General features: G+C 73.2%; 21 protein-coding genes. 15 read left to right on the plus strand and 6 right to left on the minus strand.

The features are described 5' to 3' along the window. The first annotated feature begins 1 nt into the window (after position 1). The 5 genes from ML5_RS30700 to ML5_RS30720 all read left to right on the plus strand — a co-directional run bounded on the left by ML5_RS30700 (position 2) and on the right by ML5_RS30720 (position 4,127). Positions 2-337, plus strand: coding sequence for a rhodanese-like domain-containing protein (locus tag ML5_RS30700; RefSeq protein ID WP_013289303.1), 336 nt, complete (start codon positions 2-4; stop codon positions 335-337). A 15-nt stretch (positions 338-352) separates the two neighbouring features. Then, positions 353-1,144 (plus strand): glycerophosphodiester phosphodiesterase family protein, encoded by a 792-nt coding sequence (locus ML5_RS30705; RefSeq protein WP_013477490.1) that lies wholly within the window; start codon positions 353-355, stop codon positions 1,142-1,144. Positions 1,145-1,220: 76 nt separating this feature from the next. After that, positions 1,221-2,675, plus strand: a complete 1,455-nt coding sequence (locus tag ML5_RS30710) for an ATP-binding protein (protein WP_013477491.1) — start codon at positions 1,221-1,223, stop codon at positions 2,673-2,675. 64 nt (positions 2,676-2,739) lie between these two features. Beyond that, positions 2,740-3,156 carry an ATP-binding protein gene (locus ML5_RS30715; RefSeq protein WP_369752334.1) on the plus strand — a complete coding sequence of 139 codons (417 nt, stop codon included), beginning with the start codon at positions 2,740-2,742 and terminating at the stop codon, positions 3,154-3,156. Positions 3,157-3,242: 86 nt separating this feature from the next. Continuing rightward, positions 3,243-4,127, plus strand: a complete 885-nt coding sequence (locus tag ML5_RS30720; protein WP_013477492.1) for a DUF5926 family protein — start codon at positions 3,243-3,245, stop codon at positions 4,125-4,127. Positions 4,128-4,137: 10 nt separating this feature from the next. Here ML5_RS30720 and ML5_RS30725 read toward each other — a convergent pair whose 3' ends face one another. Beyond that, positions 4,138-5,352 carry an arginine deiminase gene (locus ML5_RS30725; protein WP_013477493.1) on the minus strand — a complete coding sequence of 405 codons (1,215 nt, stop codon included), beginning with the start codon at positions 5,350-5,352 and terminating at the stop codon, positions 4,138-4,140. A 162-nt stretch (positions 5,353-5,514) separates the two neighbouring features. On the opposite strand from ML5_RS30725, the gene ML5_RS30730 reads away from it, so the two are divergent. The 4 genes from ML5_RS30730 (at position 5,515) to pheA (ending at position 8,437) form a co-directional block, all read left to right on the plus strand. Continuing rightward, positions 5,515-6,252, plus strand: a complete 738-nt coding sequence (locus ML5_RS30730) for a hypothetical protein (RefSeq protein WP_013289309.1) — start codon at positions 5,515-5,517, stop codon at positions 6,250-6,252. 143 nt (positions 6,253-6,395) lie between these two features. Further along, positions 6,396-6,845, plus strand: a complete 450-nt coding sequence (locus ML5_RS30735) for a hypothetical protein (protein ID WP_013289310.1) — start codon at positions 6,396-6,398, stop codon at positions 6,843-6,845. Positions 6,846-6,930: 85 nt separating this feature from the next. Beyond that, on the plus strand, positions 6,931-7,470 hold the full coding sequence (locus ML5_RS30740; RefSeq protein WP_013477494.1) for a hypothetical protein: 540 nt from the start codon (positions 6,931-6,933) through the stop codon (positions 7,468-7,470). 10 nt (positions 7,471-7,480) lie between these two features. Further along, positions 7,481-8,437 (plus strand): prephenate dehydratase, encoded by a 957-nt coding sequence (pheA, locus tag ML5_RS30745; protein WP_013289312.1) that lies wholly within the window; start codon positions 7,481-7,483, stop codon positions 8,435-8,437. Positions 8,438-8,479: 42 nt separating this feature from the next. On the opposite strand, the gene ML5_RS30750 is transcribed toward pheA, so the two are convergent. The 3 genes from ML5_RS30750 to ML5_RS30760 all read right to left on the minus strand — a co-directional run bounded on the left by ML5_RS30750 (position 8,480) and on the right by ML5_RS30760 (position 10,157). Then, entirely contained in the window at positions 8,480-9,199 is a 720-nt protein-coding gene (locus tag ML5_RS30750) for an AIM24 family protein (protein WP_013289313.1), read from the minus strand. 95 nt (positions 9,200-9,294) lie between these two features. Further along, positions 9,295-9,639 carry a metallopeptidase family protein gene (locus ML5_RS30755; protein ID WP_026268384.1) on the minus strand — a complete coding sequence of 115 codons (345 nt, stop codon included), beginning with the start codon at positions 9,637-9,639 and terminating at the stop codon, positions 9,295-9,297. A gap of 89 nt (positions 9,640-9,728) precedes the next feature. Continuing rightward, complete coding sequence (locus tag ML5_RS30760) at positions 9,729-10,157, minus strand: OsmC family protein (protein WP_013289315.1); 429 nt, start codon at positions 10,155-10,157, stop codon at positions 9,729-9,731. Positions 10,158-10,275: 118 nt separating this feature from the next. Between ML5_RS30760 and ML5_RS30765 the strand changes: the two genes are divergently transcribed. The 3 genes from ML5_RS30765 (at position 10,276) to ML5_RS30775 (ending at position 12,811) form a co-directional block, all read left to right on the plus strand. Further along, positions 10,276-11,010, plus strand: a complete 735-nt coding sequence (locus ML5_RS30765) for a hypothetical protein (protein WP_013477495.1) — start codon at positions 10,276-10,278, stop codon at positions 11,008-11,010. 167 nt (positions 11,011-11,177) lie between these two features. Continuing rightward, positions 11,178-11,999, plus strand: a complete 822-nt coding sequence (locus tag ML5_RS30770; RefSeq protein WP_013289317.1) for an HAD family hydrolase — start codon at positions 11,178-11,180, stop codon at positions 11,997-11,999. Continuing rightward, complete coding sequence (locus tag ML5_RS30775) at positions 11,999-12,811, plus strand: HAD family hydrolase (RefSeq protein WP_013477496.1); 813 nt, start codon at positions 11,999-12,001, stop codon at positions 12,809-12,811. Before ML5_RS30770 ends, ML5_RS30775 begins: the two co-directional genes overlap by 1 nt. A gap of 35 nt (positions 12,812-12,846) precedes the next feature. Here ML5_RS30775 and ML5_RS30780 read toward each other — a convergent pair whose 3' ends face one another. Then, entirely contained in the window at positions 12,847-13,437 is a 591-nt protein-coding gene (locus ML5_RS30780) for a bacterial proteasome activator family protein (protein ID WP_013289319.1), read from the minus strand. Between the two features lie 57 nt (positions 13,438-13,494). Here ML5_RS30780 and ML5_RS30785 point away from each other — a divergent pair, with 57 nt between their 5' ends. Next, the gene (locus tag ML5_RS30785; protein ID WP_013477497.1) at positions 13,495-14,322 is read left to right on the plus strand and encodes a S9 family peptidase; all 828 of its coding nucleotides are present in this window, start codon (positions 13,495-13,497) and stop codon (positions 14,320-14,322) included. Positions 14,323-14,371: 49 nt separating this feature from the next. After that, the gene (locus ML5_RS30790) at positions 14,372-15,592 is read left to right on the plus strand and encodes an ABC transporter substrate-binding protein (RefSeq protein ID WP_013477498.1); all 1,221 of its coding nucleotides are present in this window, start codon (positions 14,372-14,374) and stop codon (positions 15,590-15,592) included. A gap of 92 nt (positions 15,593-15,684) precedes the next feature. On the opposite strand, the gene ddaH is transcribed toward ML5_RS30790, so the two are convergent. Beyond that, positions 15,685-16,518 carry a dimethylargininase gene (ddaH, locus tag ML5_RS30795; RefSeq protein ID WP_013477499.1) on the minus strand — a complete coding sequence of 278 codons (834 nt, stop codon included), beginning with the start codon at positions 16,516-16,518 and terminating at the stop codon, positions 15,685-15,687. A gap of 59 nt (positions 16,519-16,577) precedes the next feature. On the opposite strand from ddaH, the gene ML5_RS30800 reads away from it, so the two are divergent. Then, positions 16,578-17,036 (plus strand): Lrp/AsnC family transcriptional regulator, encoded by a 459-nt coding sequence (locus ML5_RS30800; protein ID WP_013289323.1) that lies wholly within the window; start codon positions 16,578-16,580, stop codon positions 17,034-17,036. Positions 17,037-17,043 lie beyond the last annotated feature (7 nt).

The raw sequence follows: 17,043 nt of genomic DNA on the forward strand, positions 1-17,043 counted from the left end.
CGTGTTCGGAGCCTCACTACCCAGCGTGCCCGCGTCGGCCGTGCCCGACGACGTCTACCTGCTCGACGTCCGCGAGGACGACGAGTGGGCCGCCGGCCACGCGCCGGCCGCCCACCACCTGCCGATGACCGAGCTGCCCGCCCGGATCGCCGAGATCCCGCAGGACCGCGACGTGGCGGTGATCTGCCGCTCGGGCGGCCGGTCCGCCCAGGTGGTCGGCTACCTCATGCGCAACGGCTGGGACCAGGTGCGCAACGTCGACGGCGGGATGGGCGACTGGGCCGCCGCCGGCCGTCCGGTGGTCACCGACGACGGGCAGCCGGGCCGGGTCGCCTGAGTCGGTGACGCGGCCATGACCGTCCCCCTGGTCTTCGCCCATCGCGGCGCCTCGTACGACCTGCCGGAACACACGCTCGCCGCCTACCTGCGCGCTCTCGACGAGGGAGCGGACGGGCTGGAGTGCGACGTCCGGCTGACCCGTGACGGGCATCTGGTCTGCGTGCACGACCGCCGGCTGGACCGCACCAGCAACGGCCGCGGGCTGGTCAGCGCGCGGACGCTCGCCGAACTGGAGGCGCTGGACTTCGGCTCCTGGCACCGGGCCGGGACGCTTGCCGAGGACGACGCGCCGCTGGACGAGTCGCACACCCGGCTGCTCACGCTGGAGCGGCTGCTCGACGCGGTGCTGGCCGCCGGGCGGCCGGTCCGGCTGCTGATCGAGACCAAGCATCCGTCCCGCTACCGGGGCGAGGTCGAGCGCCGCCTGGTCGAGATGCTGCGCCGGTACGGGCTGGCCGAGCCCCGCCCGGACCATCCCGTCCAGGTGACGGTGATGTCGTTCTCGCCGCTCGCCGTACGCCGGGTCCGGGAACTCGCCCCGGCGCTGCCCACCGTGCTGCTGCTGGAGATGCTGCCGCGTCTGCTGCCGCTGGGCCGGCTGCCGTTCGGCAGCCGGATCGCCGGCCCGGGTGTGGACCTCGTCCGGGCCCGCCCGCGGCTGGTGCCCGCGCTGCGCGCCGCCGGCAACTCGGTGTACGTCTGGACCGTCAACGAGCCGGAGGACCTGGAACTCGTGCTCGAAGCCGGCGCGGACGGGGTGATCACGGACCGGCCGGCCCACGCGCTGGCCCGGTTGGGCCGGTGAGTCCCGTCGATCGGTACCGGGGACGGTCGACCGGCCGGGGGTGTCACGGACGCGGGCGGCGCGGCACACTCGGGACATGCCGGAGCGAACCGACTACCCCGCCTTCATCGCCGGCCACACCGCAGTGATCAACATGATCAACTCGGGCGAGTCAGGTCTCGCCGTGCTCACCCGCCTGCTCCGCGAGGTCGAACCGGCGGTCGGCGCCGCCGGTCTGGTCTTCGTGGAGTTCACCCCGGCCGGGGGACGGGTGATCGCGGCGACCGGCAGCGCCGAGTTCGTCCTCGGCCGCCCGCTGCCCGCCACCGACCCCGCCACCGTCTGCCTGCTCGCCGGCCCGCCGGTGCGGGAGGTCCGGGTCGACGCGATCCCGGGCGCGCTCGCCGTCGAGGTCGCCGGCCGGGGCCTCTGCCGGATGATCGTGGCACGTGCCGAGGTCGGCGGGCTGACAGTCGGCAGCCTGCACGCGCTCTACCCGCTGGGCGAGCCGCTGCAACCCTCGCAACGTGCCGTCATCGGCTACATCGCCGCGTGCATCGCCCACATGTACGGCGACCAGACCGGCCTGCCCGTACACGGGGACGGCCCGGTCGTGGCGGCGCTCGCCGACGGCCTCGCGGTGGTGGACCGGGACGGACGTGTCCGGCTCTGGAACCCGGCCGCGGTCGAGGTGACCGGCCGGCCGGCGGACGAGGCGTTGAGCCGGCCGCTGCCGTTCCCGCTGCCACCGCCCGGCCAGGTGCTCGACCACCGGCTGCCGGACGGCCGCTGGCTGCGGATCACCTCCGGCGAACTGCCCGGCCCGAACGCGCTGCGCGTGGTCAGCTTCCGCGACACCACCGACCAGCAGCGGCGCGACCACGACCGGGACCTGTTCGTCGCGGTGACCAGCCACGAGCTGCGGACGCCGGTCACCGTCATCAAGGGGTACGCGGACACGCTCACCGACCACTGGGACTCGCTGAGCGACGGCGACCGCAGGCAGGCCGCCCGGATCATCGGCCAGCGCGCCAACGAACTGGCCCGCCTGGTCGACCGGCTGCTGACCGCCGCCACCGAGAACCGTCCCGGTGGCGAACCGGCCGCGCCGTTCGACCTGGTCGACGCGTTACGCGCGGCGGTGGTGGACCTGCCGGCGGACGTCCGGCACCGGATCGTGCTCGACCTGCCCGGCGACCTGCCCAAGGCGCTCGGCGACCGGCACAGCCTCGCCACGGTGCTCACCGAACTGGGCACCAACGCCGGGAAGTACTCGCTGCCGGACACGCCGATCGAGATCACCGCCGAGGCGAACGAGCGGACCGTCTCGTTCCGGGTGGCCGACCGGGGCATCGGCATCCGGCCGGAACACGTGGAGCGGGCCTTCGACCGGTTCTGGCAGGGGGAGTCCGGCGACCGCCGCCGGTATCCCGGCGCCGGGCTCGGTCTCTATCTCGTCCGCCAGATCGTTGAACAGCAGAATGGATGGGTATCCCTCCGGCCCAGAGCCGGTGGCGGTACGGTCGCAGAGGTGCGGCTGCCCCGGGGTTGACCGGGGCGCTCACGGGCGGGGAAGGAACGACGTGTCGACTGGTCCGGCCGAACGGTCGTGGTGCGTGGTGGTGCCCCACGACCCCACCGGCGCGCGCCTGGCCCGGCACCGGCTCGCCGACGAGCTGACCGGTGTTGTACCCCCGGTCCTGGTGGCCGACCTGGTCGCGGTCCTCGCCGAACTGGTCGGCAACGCGGTCCGGCACGCCGACGCGCTGCCGGGCGGGGTCGTGCGGGTCGCCTGGCGGCTGCGCCCGACCGAGCAGGGGCCGAGCGTCGAACTCCGGGTCACCGACGGCGGATCAGGCGCCGGCCCGTGCATGCGTACCGCCTCGCCGGACGCGGCGGACGGGCGAGGGCTGCACATCGTCGCCGGGCTCGCCAGCGGCTGGGGCGTGGAGCGCGACGGCCTGGGCCAGAGCGTGTGGGCGCGGTTCGACCCGGTCCCGGCGCAGCGGACGGACCTGGTCGCGGCCGGCTGACCGACCCGGCGGGCGGGTCCGGCCCCCATCGCCGAGACCCGGCCTCTAGGCTGTCTCGCCATGAGCGAGCGGAGCGGAGCGGGCGCATGAGCAAGCGTCGGAAGAACCAGCGGGCCGGCGAGGCCACCCCGAAGCGGGAGAAGGTGCGCGACGTCTTCGTGCCCCGGCCGTTCGAGGGCCTGGCGGACGAGCCGGAGTGGATCGCCCTGCGCGAGCTGGTCCCGGCCGCGTCCGCGCCGCTGCGGCTGACCCCGGAACTGATCGAGGAGTACGGCGACCGGCCGGTCACGCTGGCCACCGTACTGCCGATGGCCGCCCCGGCGATGACCAAGCCCGACGGGCGGGTCTTCATCGGCCTGCAACGGCACCAGCAGTCCGGCGACGTCTCCCGTGACCTGGCCGACGCGCTGATCTCCGCGCTGCGCACCGAGCCGGGCGGCCAGGTGAGCGTGCCGCCGCTGCCCGGGCCGGGCCCCCGCCTCCAGGACATCCTGGTGGACGGCCCGCTGGAGATCACCATGCACGACGGGTTCGACTTCTGGCTCGACCCGGGCGCCGCCGACGACCCGAACGTCCAGGCGTCCCTGGAGCGGGCCAACTCGGCGATCTACCCGACCGTCAAGCTGGCCGCCGCGCCGGCCGCGTACTGGTGTCAGGTGCCGGAGAAGGCCCACGTGCGCCTGGTCCTGCCGGAGGACGAGGACGCCGCGCTGGACGCGCTGTCCCGGCTCGCCGCGGCGGGCGCGCTGACGCTCGGCGACGACACGAAGTTCGCGGGCATGTTCCGGGCGCACGGGCGCCTCGCGCCGGTCTGGGACCTGCCGGAGGACACCCCGGCCGCCGAGTGGGAGGCGCCGGTGGCGGAGTTCGCCAAGCGCTACGCCGAGGCGGTCGCGGAGCGGGAGCCGCTCGACGCGGCCGGCCGCCGGGCCCGCCAGGGCCTGCTCGGCCGGCAGCTGACGCTGCGCTGACGTCTCCGGGTCAGGCGGCCCCGCCCTTCTCCCGCACCAGCGGGCAGGACATGCAGCGCGGGCCGCCCCGCCCGGAGCCCAGCTCCGACCCGGCGATGGCGATCACCTCGATGCCGGCCCGTTCCAGTTGCGCGTTGGTCTCCACGTTGCGCTCGTAGCCGACGCACAGCCGGGGCGCGATCGCGAGCGTGTTGTTGCCGTCGTCCCACTGCTCGCGTTCGGCGGTGACCGGGTCGAGGCCGGTGTCGATCACCCGGAGCTGGTCGAGGTCCATCGCGTCGGCGGCGGCCCGCAGGAACGGCGCCGGCCCGTCGACCCGCAGGTCGTCGCCGTCCGTACCGGCGATGACCGTGTACGCGGACATCTGGTCGGCGACGTTCGCGTACATCAGCACGGCGTCGACGTCGACCATGGTGCAGATCGTGTCCAGGTGCATGGTGGCGCGTTCCTGCGCGATCGGCACCACCAGGATGGTGTGCGCCAGCCCGGCCGCGAACACCTGCCGGGCCAGCCGTTCCGCGCCGGCCGGGGTGGTGCGTTCGCCGACGCCGACGGCGAGCACGCCCGGCGCGAGCAGCAGCACGTCGCCGCCCTCCAGGTGCTCCAGCCGGGGGTGGTAGACGAACTCGGTGCCGACGAAACGCGGGTGGTAGCGGTAGATCGCATCGGTGAGCGTGGTCTCCCGCCGCCGGGCCGGCATGGCCAGGCTGGTCACACCGACCCGGTCGCCGATCCAGACCGACGAGTCGCGGGTGAACAGCAGGTTGGGCAGCGGATCGATGACGAAGTCGTGCCGGTCCATGAGCGTCCAGACCAGACCGCCGGGGCGGTCGGCGCCGATCCGCAGTTCCTCGTGGGCGAGCCCGGCGGTGAGCACGTCGGCCAGTCCGGCCGGGTCGAGGTACGCCAGATGGTCGGCGACCCGGCGTCGCAGCGTGTGGCCGAGCCGGCGGGACCGTAGCACCCGGTCGGTCAGCTCGGCCCGGGCGTCCGCCACGGCGAGCGTCTCGACCAGCAGGTCGGCCAGGTAGAGCACCTCGACCCCGCGGGACCGCAGCGCCGCCGCGAACGCGTCGTGCTCCTCCTGCGCGCGTCCCACCCATGGGATAGCGTCGAAGAGGAGACTGTCGTTGTTCCGCGGGGTGAGGCGGGCCAGTTCCGGTCCCGGGCGGTGCAGCAGCACCGTCCCGAGGCGGGCGACTTCGCTGTCCACATAGTGGGTCACTCCCGCAGCCTAGGGCAGGCTTGCGCACCATCCGGAAAAGAAGTGTGGATGAATATGGCATTCATCCGCACTCACTCCGGCGGTCCAACTTGCCGAGCCCCCGGGTGCGCAACGTAGGGTAGTGGAGACATAACTTCGAGAGACCTTTTGCCGGAGGTCGCGATGACTGTCTTTCCCGCTCGTCGAGCCGTACCGAGCAGGGCACTGCCGCCCCGCACGGTGCCGCACTCCCGGGTCGAGCCCACCTCGGTGCTCGAGCCGGCCCGACCGACTCCATTGGAGTGGGCCCGGCGTCGCCGGGCGGAGCGGGGGGCCCGCCGGTTGGAAGCGGCAGGGGCCCGCGCCCTGGGCCAGCTCGACCATCTCGGTCCCGCGTGGCACGTCATCGAGTGGCCCCGGACGGACCCGGCGGACATGCTGCTCGACCGCGGTCGCGACGACCGGGCCGGGTTCCTGGCCATCGGTCCGAGCGGTCTGTTCGCTGTCACCATCGCCGACCACGGCCGGGCCCGCGTGCTCGTGGCCGGAGACGTGGTCCAGATCAACGGCAAGCGCCCGCCGTACGTGGCGGAGGCGCGCCGGGACGCCAAGCGGGCCAGCAAGGCCCTCTCCGACGCGGTCGGCCTGCCGATCCCGGTGACCCCGGTGCTGACGTTCGTCGGCTCCGGGGTGATCAGCGTCTACGGCCTGCCGAAGGACTGCCTCATGGCCACCCACCGCGAGCTGGACCGCCTGCTCGTGGCCGGTGGGAACCGGATCAGCCCGGCCACCGCCGAGAAGCTCTCCCGCGTCGCGCAGGCGCCGGCGACGTGGTTCAACGGCACGTACCGTCCAACCGCCGACTACCGGTGGTATGACGAGGGCCGAACGGCCGCTGACAAGCAGGCCGCCCGCCGGTAACGTCTCCGGCGACGCCACGCGGCCCACGGCACCGCCCCGACTGGTTCCGTCGGTCCGCGCCGTCGCCGGCCGCCCGGCAGCCGATGCTTCCGCCGCACCGACCGGCTAGCGTGGACAGACCGTCGGTGTACATAGGAGGCGCGGTGGCCCACGTCGAACTCTCACTCTCGGAAGTGTTCGCGCCCGCGGCATCCACCGAGCAGGAGTCCGACAACTTCGGGCAGTGGTCCGGCATGGTCTCCCGGGCCGCCGAGCCGTGCCTGCTGATCGACGCCGGCACCACTGTCGTGGCGATCTCCTCGTCCGGCTGCGACCTGCTCTGCCTGGGCGCCCCGGAGGACGTGATCGGTCTGCCGCTGCTGGAGGGCGGCCTGCGCCTGGTCGACTTCACGGCGAGCCCGAGCGAGCTGACCGAGCAGGAGACCGACAAGATCCCGCCGCTGCTCGCGCTGCACTCCGGGCGGCTCGCCCGCGGCCTGCTGCGGGTTCAGGGGCCCGGCTCCGACGCCGGCCGGACGGTCGACGCCATCTCCACGCCGGTGCTCACCGACGGCGCGGTGGCCGGCTCGCTCACCTTCCTCTCCGCGGTCTGACCCGCGACGAGACCCGGCGCCCTTCACCCCGGGCCGGTCATCCTCCTACGATGGCCTCGGCCCCACCACACGACGACATCCCTCGATGCCCGAGGACGCCCCCGTGCCCCGCACCCCACGCCCCCGACGCCGCCACCGTCCGCTGGCGCTGCTGACGCTGCTCGCCCTCGCCGCCTGCGGCACCCCGCCCGAGCTGCGTGCGCCACCCGCCGCCGCCACGCCCGTCCCGGTCCCGTCGGCGTCCGCCACGCCCAGCCCGAGCGCGACATCGGCCCCACCGACGCCCGTCCTCCCGCCCACGCTCTCCCCGTCCGTACCGGCGTCCGCGGCGTCCTGCCGGGGGCGGCCCTCCGGCGACCGGATCGTCGCGCTGCTGCGCGGATCCGCCGGCGTACTGCCCCGCGACGTCCGGGTCACCGTGGCGACCGGTCCGCTCTGCGCCGAGGGCTGGCAGTACACCGTGCTGACGGTCACCGGGCACGAGGAGTTGCAGGTGGTCACGCGCGGCGAGAGCGGCACGCCGCGCCTCGTCACCGCCGGCACGGACGTGTGCGGCGTCGAGGTACGGACCGTGGCGCCGGTCGGCATCCGTACCCTGGCCTGCGACGGCACGCCGGGTGCGTAGGCTGGTCGGCATGCCGGGAACACCGCCGACCCGCTTCGTCTACCTGGGCCCCGAGGGCACCTTCGCCGAGCAGGCCCTGCGAACGGTGCCCGCCGCCGAGCGCGGGGACCGCACACCCGCCCGCAGCGTCGGCGAGGCGCTCGACGCGGTACGCGCCGGGGAGGCGGACGCGGCGCTGGTGCCGCTGGAGAACTCCATCGGCGGCGCGGTCGGGGTGACGCTCGACGAACTGGTCGAGGGCGACCCGCTGGTGATCACCCGCGAGGTGGTACTGCCGGTGGAGTTCGTGCTGGCCGCCCGCACCGGCACCACGCTGTCCGACGTCCGCTCCGTCGCGGCCCACCCGCAGGCGTCCACCCAGTGCCGGGGGTGGCTGCGGGAGCACCTGCCCGACGCCACAGTGGTCGACGTGCTCTCCAACGGCGCCGCGGCGGCCGGTGCGGCGAGCGGCGAGTACGACGCCGCCATCTGCGCCCCGATCGGCGCGACCCGGCACCGGCTCGCGGTGCTGGCTGACAAGATCGCCGACCACCCGGACGCGGTCACCCGCTTCGCGCTGGTGTCCCGCCCCGGTCCGCCCCCGCCGCCCACCGGCGACGACCTGACCTCGCTCGCGGTGTGCCTCGCGCACGACCGGGTGGGTGCGCTGCTGGCGGTGCTGATGGAGCTGGCGGTGCGCGGCGTGAACATGACCCGGATCGAGTCCCGCCCGACCGGCGAGGCGCTCGGCCGCTACGTGTTCTTCCTGGACTGCGCCGGACACGTCGCCGACGTACGCCTCGGCGAGGCGTTGCAGGGGCTGCGCCGGGTCTGCGCCGACGTGCGGTTCCTGGGGTCGTACCCCCGGCACCGCTGGAGCACGGCGGCGGGTGACCAGCAGACGCCGGTGCCGGCCGGGCTCACCGACGCCGACTACGCCGACGCGGCGGCCTGGGTGTCCCGGCTGCGGGCCGGCGAGCTGAGCTGACCGGCCCGGGGCGACCTCGGCGGACGCCCCGGGCACCGGCCGTCACTGAAGCAGGCCGCCGAGCACGCCGCCCTGCTGCTGGGAGCCGCTGCCGGCCACCGGAGGTTCCTCCGAGGGCTGGACCACGACGAAGCCCTGACCGGCGAAGCTCATCGTGAACGCCTCACCGGTGCTGCGGCCGAGCAACGTGCCCAGGCCGAGCTGCTCGGCGCGGTGGTAGCCGGTCTGGAGGTTCGCCGACCAGCAGACCGCCGCCTGCGGGTCGACGTACGTCGGCGCGTCCACGTTGAGCACCACCGGGGTGCCCTTGGTGGTGACGGCGATCCGGCCGTGGCCGGTGAAGACGCAGTTGAACAGGCCGGACGAGGACGCGAAACCGGCGCCGCCGACCATCTTGATGTCGTACTGGAGCGTCGAGTCGAACGCCAGCACGCTGGAGCCGTTGATGGACAGCGCGTCGCCCGGCTCCAGGTCGATGACGTGCACGTCCTTGGCGAAGTCGGCGAGGAAGACGTCGCCGCGGCCGGAGAGCTTCATCAGCGGCACGCCCTCACCGGTGAGCCGCTGCTTGATGAACTTGCCGATGCCGCCGGAACCGAGGGCCTGGAACTGCACCTGCCCCTGGTAGGCGACCATCGACCCGACCCGGGCCATCGCCTCGCCGTTCAGCTCGATCTTCAGCATCTTGGAGTTCTGCAACCGCATGCCGGGCTGCTGGGACTCCTTCTCAAGGTTCTCCGCGGAGAACAGCGCGCTGCGCATGGGTTTTCCTCCTGCATCAGGATCTGCCTGACCCGCAGGTTAGGGGACCGGCGCAACCGCCGGAATCAGCCGGGCGGGGACGCGCCGGAGGCCGGTCAGCCCCAGCCCAGGGCGTGCAGGCGCTCGTCGTCGATGCCGAAGTGGTGGGCGATCTCGTGCACCACTGTCACCGCCACCTCGTCGACGACGTCGTCGTCGGTGTCGCAGATCGCCAGGATCGGGTTGCGGTAGATCAGGATGCGGTCGGGCAGCACGCCGGAGTAGTCCCAGCCGCGAGAGGTGAGCGCGTGCCCCTCGTACAGGCCGAGCAGGTCCTCACCCGGCGGCGGGTCGTCCTCCACCAGGATGACCACGTTGCTCATCAACCCGAGCAGTTCCTCGGGCACCTCGTCGAGCGCCTCACCGACCAGTTCCTCGAACCGGTCCCGGCTCATCTCCACGGCCACGCGGCCCGGTCACTCCCTCCGGATCGGGCACACCGCACGGCGAGGGCGTCCCGCAGGACACCCCCGCCGTGCCGTACGCGATGTCAGGCCAGACGGGCGTTCAGCGTGATCTGCGCGCCCGGCGACAGCAGCCGGGAGATCGGGCAGTTCTCCTTGGCCGCCTCGGCGAGCTTGGTGAACTCGGCCTGGTCGATGCCCGGAACCTGGCCCACGGTCTCCAGGTCGATGCGGGTCACGGTCATGCCGGCGTCGGTCTTGTCGAAGTGCACCTTGGCGGTGGTCTCCACCGCCGTCTCCTGGGCGCCGGCGTCGGCGAGCTGCTTGGAGAGAGCCATCGAGAAGCAGCCGGCGTGCGCGGCGCCGATCAGCTCCTCGGGGTTGGTGCCCTCGCCCTCCTCGAAGCGCGACTTGAAGGAGTAGTTGCCGGACAGGCCGCCCTTGCCGGTGCGGACGGTGCCGGACCCCTCGGTGAGGTTGCCCTGCCAGCGAGCGGATGCGGTACGGATAGGCATGGCACCGACGCTAACCGAAAGCGGGCCGCCCCGCACCGGACCCCGGGGTCGCGATCCCGGCCGGCGGAAGCGGGCTGTGCCATGATTCGACGCAGGCCCGCGCACGGGAAGGGTGGCCATGTCGCAGGATCTCCCCGTTCCCCGGCAGGACAAGCGAATCCCCATGCAGGACAACAGGTCCGACGACACCACGATCGTCGAGTGGGGCGACACCGAGCCGGAGTCGTCCGGCCGGGCTGCGCGCTCGCTCGCCGCGCTGGGCCGGGACCGCCGTCTGCCGCCCGTGCTCACCGGGCTCGGCGCGGTGGCCGCGATCGCCTCGCTGATCGGCGAGTGGCTGGCGATCACGGTGCCGGCCGAGACCCGGGGCGACGACGCACCCGCCCGGCTGACCAGCGGCATCTCCGAGATCGGCGGGTTCGGTACGGCGTACCTGGTGGGCCTGCTCGGGCTGTCGGTCGCGGTGGGGCTGGCGCTGCGCGGCGCCCCGGCGGTGCGGCAGCACGCCCGGCTGGCCGGGCTGGGTCTCGCGGCGGGCGTGCTCGGGGTGCTCGTCGCGACCGCCTCCTCCCTCGAACAGCTGGCCCGGCGCATCCTGTTCTTCGTCGGCGAGCAGCGCCTTCAGGTCGAGCACGGACGCGGCCTGGTCAGCGCGTTCGTCGCTGTCGCACTGCTGGCGGCCGCGCTGCACCTGGCCGGCCGGGCGGCCGGCGGGACGCCCACCGACGGGGAGCCGGACGACGACCGGCCCGAGCGCCGCCGCCGGGCGGACGAGGACGACGTGCCCCCGGCCCCGGCGGATCTGACGGTGCAGCCCACGGTGCCGTTCGCGGGCCCCGAACGGTCGTACTGAACCAGGTCCGGCAGCGCCTCCGGCGGCCACCGGAGCTTCGCCGCCGATTCGCCGGAAAGCCGTGGTTGCCGCCCGTTCCGCGAGATACGGTTGCTGCCCGCCGTCCCATGGTCGCGGCACCGAGGACCTGGTCGGCCGGCGTGACGGCGGCGGGCGAAGGAGGAACCATGACCCGCCCGGGACTGCCCAAGCTGATCGCCACCGACCTCGACGGCACGCTCGTCCGCAGCGACGAGACCGTCTCCGCGTACACCCATCGGGTGCTGGACCGGGTGCGGTCCGCCGGGATCCCGGTGGTCGGCGCGACCGGTCGTGGACCGCGCCTCACTGAACTCACCCGTAACGACATCCGGGCCGCCGACTTCCTGGTGATGGCCGGCGGCGGCCGGGTGGTGGACCAGAGCGACCCGGAAGGGCCCCTGGTGTTGCGGGACGAGCGGCTGCCCGGCGAGGTGCTGGCCCGCATCCTCACCGACCTGGAGGCGGCGGTCGGCCCGCTCACCGTGATGGTCGAGGCGTCGGACGAGCACGACGCGCCGCTGTGGGGCGACTACCACCCGAGCTGGCCCTACCCGGACCGGTTCGAGGCGCGCAGCCGGGTCGAATGCCTGTCCTGCGACGTGATCAAGGCGTTCGCCCGGACCGCCGACCACCACGTGGACGAGCTGCTGACGGCCGCGCGGGCGATCGTGCCGCCGGACGTGGCCACGCTCACCCAGGCCGGGCTCGGCTTCATCGAGATCTGCCCGCCCCGCACCGACAAGGCCAGCGGGCTCAGCGTCATCGCCGAGCGGCTCGGTGTGGACCCGGCCGACGTGCTGGTCTTCGGCGACCAGCCGAACGACCTGCCGATGTTCGACTGGGCGGGATGGGCACGGGTGGCTGTGGCGAACGCCCACCCGGAGGTGCGCGCCGCGGCGGACGAGATCACCCTGCGCAACGACGACGACGGGGTCGCGGTCTACCTGGACCGGCTACTCTCCCGGTGATGGAAGATCCACCTCGGCTCGTCGCCTCCGACATCGACGGCACGCTGCTGCGCGACGACCGGACGCTCAGCCCGCGTACCGCCGCGGTGCTGGCCCGCATCGCTGCCGCCGGCACCCCGGTGGTCCTGGTCACCGGCCGTCCGATCCGCTGGCTCCCGATGGTGTACGAGCAGCTCGCCGCGCCGCTGCCGGCCATCTGCGCGAACGGCGCGGTGGTGTACGACCCGGCCACCGACCAGGTGCTGCGGGCCGATCCGCTCGCCCCGGAACTGCTGGCCGAGGTGGCCCGGAGGCTGCGCGCCGAGGTGCCCGGCGTGAGCCTCGCCGTGGAGATCGTGGACAGCCGCCAGATGCGGCACGAGGTGCACTACCCGCTGCGCTGGGACGCCGACCTCGACGCCATCCGGGCCGTCGAGTCGCCGGAGGAACTGCTGGCCGCGCCCGCGGTGAAGTTGCTGGTACGGGCCGGTGAGCAGGATCCGGACGTCTTCGTGCGGGTGGTGGCGGGCGCCCTGGAGGGGCTGGCCGAGGCGACCCACTCGTCGTACAGCGGGCTGATCGAGATCTCGGCCGCCGGTGTGACGAAGGCGGCGGGCCTGGCCTGGTACGCGGAGCGGCTGGGCGTCGACGAGCGGGACGTGGTGGCCTTCGGCGACATGCCCAACGACGTGCCGATGCTGGCCTGGGCCGGACGGGCGGTGGCCGTCGCCAACGCCCATCCGGCCGTACGGGAGATCGCACACGAGGTCACCGGGCCGAACACCGAGGACGGCGTGGCCGCGTACCTGGAGAAGGTCTTCGAGCTGGACTGACCGGCCGGGGCGCGTGACACGCCCCGGCCGACGGGTCACAGGTACTGGCCGGGCGCGTGGCCCTCGCCGCCGCCGGGCATCCCGGGCATGCCCGGCATCACGCCGCCCGGGCCGCTGGGCAGCGCCTGGCGGCCGGAACGCATCTGCTCCAGCTGGACGCGGGCGGCCATCTGCTGGGCCACCAGCGCGGCCTGGATGCCGTGGAACAGCCCTTCCAGCCAGCCCACCAGCTGGGCGTGCGCGATCCGCAGCTCGCTCTCGCTCGGCGCCTGCTGCTCGGTGAACGGCAGCGAGATCCGCTCCAGCTCCTCGCGCAGCTCGGGGGCGAGGCCCTCCTTCAACTCGACGATCGAGCGCTCGTGGATCTCCCGCATCCGGTGCCGGCTCGCGTCGTCGAGCGGCGCCGCCTTCACCTCCTCCAGCAGCTGCTTGATCATGCTGCCGATCCGCATCACCTTGGCCGGCTGCTCGACCAGACGGGTCGGGTCCTCGCCTTTGCCCTCGTCGGTCTGCACCGTGCCGACCGGGCGGCCGTCCGGCCCGACCACCACCACGGTGCCGGGGATGCCATCGTTGCCCTGTTCGTCGTCGTGTCCGGCGGAGTGCGCTTCGGTCATGGCACCCATCTTTACCCACGCCGACCATGTGCACGCGGCCGGTCCGGGGGACGCTACGGTCGCCGCATGCTCTCCGACCCGCGCGAGGTGCTGACCCGCCCGTCCCCGCCCCCGGATGCCACGGTCTCCTACGGCGACCACCCGGACCAGTGCGCCGACCTGCGCCTCCCGGCCGGTGACGGGCCGCCCCGGCCGCTGGTGGTCGTGGTGCACGGCGGCTTCTGGCGGGCGGAGTACGACAGGGCCCACACCGGCCCGATGGCGGCGGCGCTCGCCGCGCTCGGCCACCCGGTCGCGCAGATCGAGTACCGCCGGACCGGCCGGCCGGACGGAGGCTGGCCGCACACGCTGACCGACGTCCGCGCCGGGATCGCCGCGCTGCCGGAACTCGCCGCCGCCGCGCTGCCCGGCCGGGTGGCGCCCGTGCCGCCGATCCTGGTCGGTCACTCCGCGGGCGGGCACCTGGCCCTGTACGTGGCCGCGCACGCCCCGGAGACGGTCGGCGGGGTGCTCGCGCTGGCGCCGGTGGCCGACCTCGCGCAGGCGTACCGGCTGGACCTGGACGAGGGTGCGGTGGCCGCGCTGCTCGGCGGCGGCCCGGACGACGTGCCGGACCGGTACACCGCAGCTGATCCATCGGCATTGGTGCCCACCCGAACACGCACAGTAGTCATTCACGGTGATCAAGATGTCCAGGTCCCGATCGCGATCAGCCGATCCTGGGTGGCGGCAGATCGGGCCGCCGGAGGCTCCGCCACGCTCGTTGAGCTGCCCGAATGCGAGCATTTCGGGCTGATCGCACCGGGCTCCACCGCATGGCCCCAGGTGGTGGAGGCGTTGCGGTCGCTTCACGATGATCTTCCGGGCATTGACGCAGCGTCGTCGACCAGGTAGAACGCCGAAGGGGTGTGCACCATGGCCGCCCCGTCGGGAAGGAAATTCGGTGGCACAGATGAACCGCAGGCGGGCGCTGCAACTGCTGGCCGCGCTGGGTACCACCGGACTGGCGGCGGGTTGCGGATCCGGGGACGACACCGGGGACGAGGCCGGATCCGGCAGCCCGATCAAAGTCGGGCTGATCGTGCCCGGCAGCGGGGCGAACAAGGCCATCGGTGACGAGATCACCAACGGTTTCCAGCTCTTCCTCAGCATGCGCGGCCAGCAGATCGCCGGTCACCCGGTCACGGTCGTGACCGCCGAGGAGGGCGACACCGCCGCCACCGGAAAGGCCGCCGTCGACCGGCTGCTCAAGGAGGGCGTGCTCGCGCTCACCGGCGTGGTCAGCCCCACCGTGATGACCGGCATCAAGGACGCGGTCGAGGAGGCCCGGGTGCCCCTGCTGGGCTCCAACGCCTCCCCGTCGACGCTCCAGGGCGTCGTCTACATCTGGCGCACGTCGTACGTGCTCACCGAGCCCGGTGAGGCGCTCGGCGAGTACCTGCGCCAGAAGCTGGACGCGTCCAGCCGGATCGCCATCTTCGGCACCCGCGGCCCGGGCAGCCAGGACGTCATCGAAGGGCTGCGGCGCGCGTACGAGCGGGGCCGCCGGCTCACCGAGGATCCGATCTTCACCGACGACGACCCCAACCCCTCCCGGTCGCTCTACTCCGGGCCGATCCGCAAGGCGCTCGGGCGCAACCCGGACGCGGTCTTCTGCCACTACTCCGGCGCGCAGGCCGTGCAGTTCGTCAAGCAGCTCTACGCCCAGGGCTACCGGGGACCGATCTACGCCCCCGGTTTCCTCACCGAGGGCACCGCGCTCGACCAGCTCGACGACGGGGAGAAGGGCCGCGAGCGCAAGCTGATCCAGACGTACGGCATCGAGACCGCGCTCAACTACTCGGCCGACCTCAACAACACCGCGAACCGGATCTTCGCCTCCGCGTACCGGAAGACGTTCAACTCGGCGCCCACCACGTACGCGATGGCCTCCTACGACGCCGCGCTGGTGCTGGACAAGGCGATCCGGCTGGCCGGGTCGAACCCCTCGCCGCAGCAGGTCAACCTGGCGCTCGGCAAGGTCGGCCAGGTGGACAGCCCGCGCGGCACCTGGCAGTTCAACCAGACGCGTACCCCGCAGCAGAAGTGGTACCTGCGCCGGGTGCAGACCGACGGCCGGCTGCTCTCCAACGTCGTGATCAACGAGCTGGCGACGCTGGGCTGACAAAGCCCTCGTACACACGCGAAGGGCGGTCTCCCCCTCGGGAGGCCGCCCTTCGCGCCGAGGCGTGGCGTGGCGTGGCGTCGAGCCTTGGCTCAGTGCCGCAGCTCGGCGATGCAACACTTCACGCTGCCACCGCCCTTCTTCAGCTCGGCCAGCTCCACCGGGACCGGGTGGTAGCCGGCCGCCTTCAGCTTGCCGGCGAGCCGGGTCGCCTCGTTGTTCAGCACCACGTTGAGCCCGTCGCTGACCAGGTTCAGGCCGAACGCCAGCGCGTCCTCGTCGTCCGCGACGATCGCGTCCGGGAAGAGCTGGGCCAGCACCTTCTGGCTCGCGGCGGAGAAGGCCCCCGGGTAGTAGACGACGTTCTCGTCGTCGATCGAGGCCAGCGCGACGTCCAGGTGGTAGAAGCGCGGGTCGACCAGGTGCAGCGAGACCACCGGCCGCCCGAGCGCCTCCTGCGCCTCGGCGTGCGCGGCCGGCTCCGTCCGGAAGCCGTACCCGGCCAGGATCAGGCCGCCGTGCGCCTCCGGCAGGTACGCGAAGTCGCCCTCACCCTCGTTCGTCTCGCTCGGCGCGATGAACCGCCAGCCCTGCTGCTCGTAGAACGCCCGGTGCGCGGCGGCCTCGGCGGACCGCTGCTCGTGCTTGAACCGGGCGCCGTAGACGCTGCCGTCGACCACGAAGGCACCGTTGGCCGCGTAGACCATGTCCGGCAGACCCGCCTCGGGGGTGAGCAGGTGCACCTCGTGGCCCAGCCCGACGAGCGTCTCGCGCAGCCGGTCCCACTGCTTGACCGCCAGGTCGGCGTCGACCGGCGTGGTCACGTCCATCCACGGGTTGATCGCGTACTCGACCGTGAAGTGCTCGGGCGAGCACATGAGAAATGTCCGCTTTCGCGAGACTCGCTGCTGGTTCACGGTCACCAAGAGTAGGTACGGTACAACTTTGGTAACAGCCACAAGCATTGCTTCCCGGGAGCAGAACGTTGCAGATAGACGCGGTTGACCAGCGAATCATTGCGTTACTCGTCGCGGATGCTCGCGCCTCGTACGCGGACATCGGCAGCCGGGTGTCACTCTCCGCCCCCGCCGTCAAGCGACGCGTCGACCGCCTCCGATCCGCCGGGGTGATCCGGGGATTCACCGCCGTCGTCGACCCGGCCGCGGTCGGCTGGACCACCGAGGCGTTCGTCGAGCTGTTCTGCGCCGGCCGGACCACGCCCGCGCAGATCGGCGCCGCCGCCCGCCGGCACCCCGAGGTGGTGGGCGCGTACACGGTCTCCGGCGAGGCGGACGCGCTCGTGCACCTGCGCGCCGCGGACATCTCCCACCTGGAGGAGGCGCTGGAACGGCTGCGCGCCGAATCGTTCGTCACCTCGTCCCGCAGCACCATCGTGCTCTCCCGGCTGGTCGAGTCCCCTGGCGTCGGACCGTCCACGCCTTGACCTCAAC

It is taken from the genome of Micromonospora sp. L5, assembly GCF_000177655.2.
Classification (GTDB): Bacteria; Actinomycetota; Actinomycetes; order Mycobacteriales; family Micromonosporaceae; genus Micromonospora; species Micromonospora aurantiaca.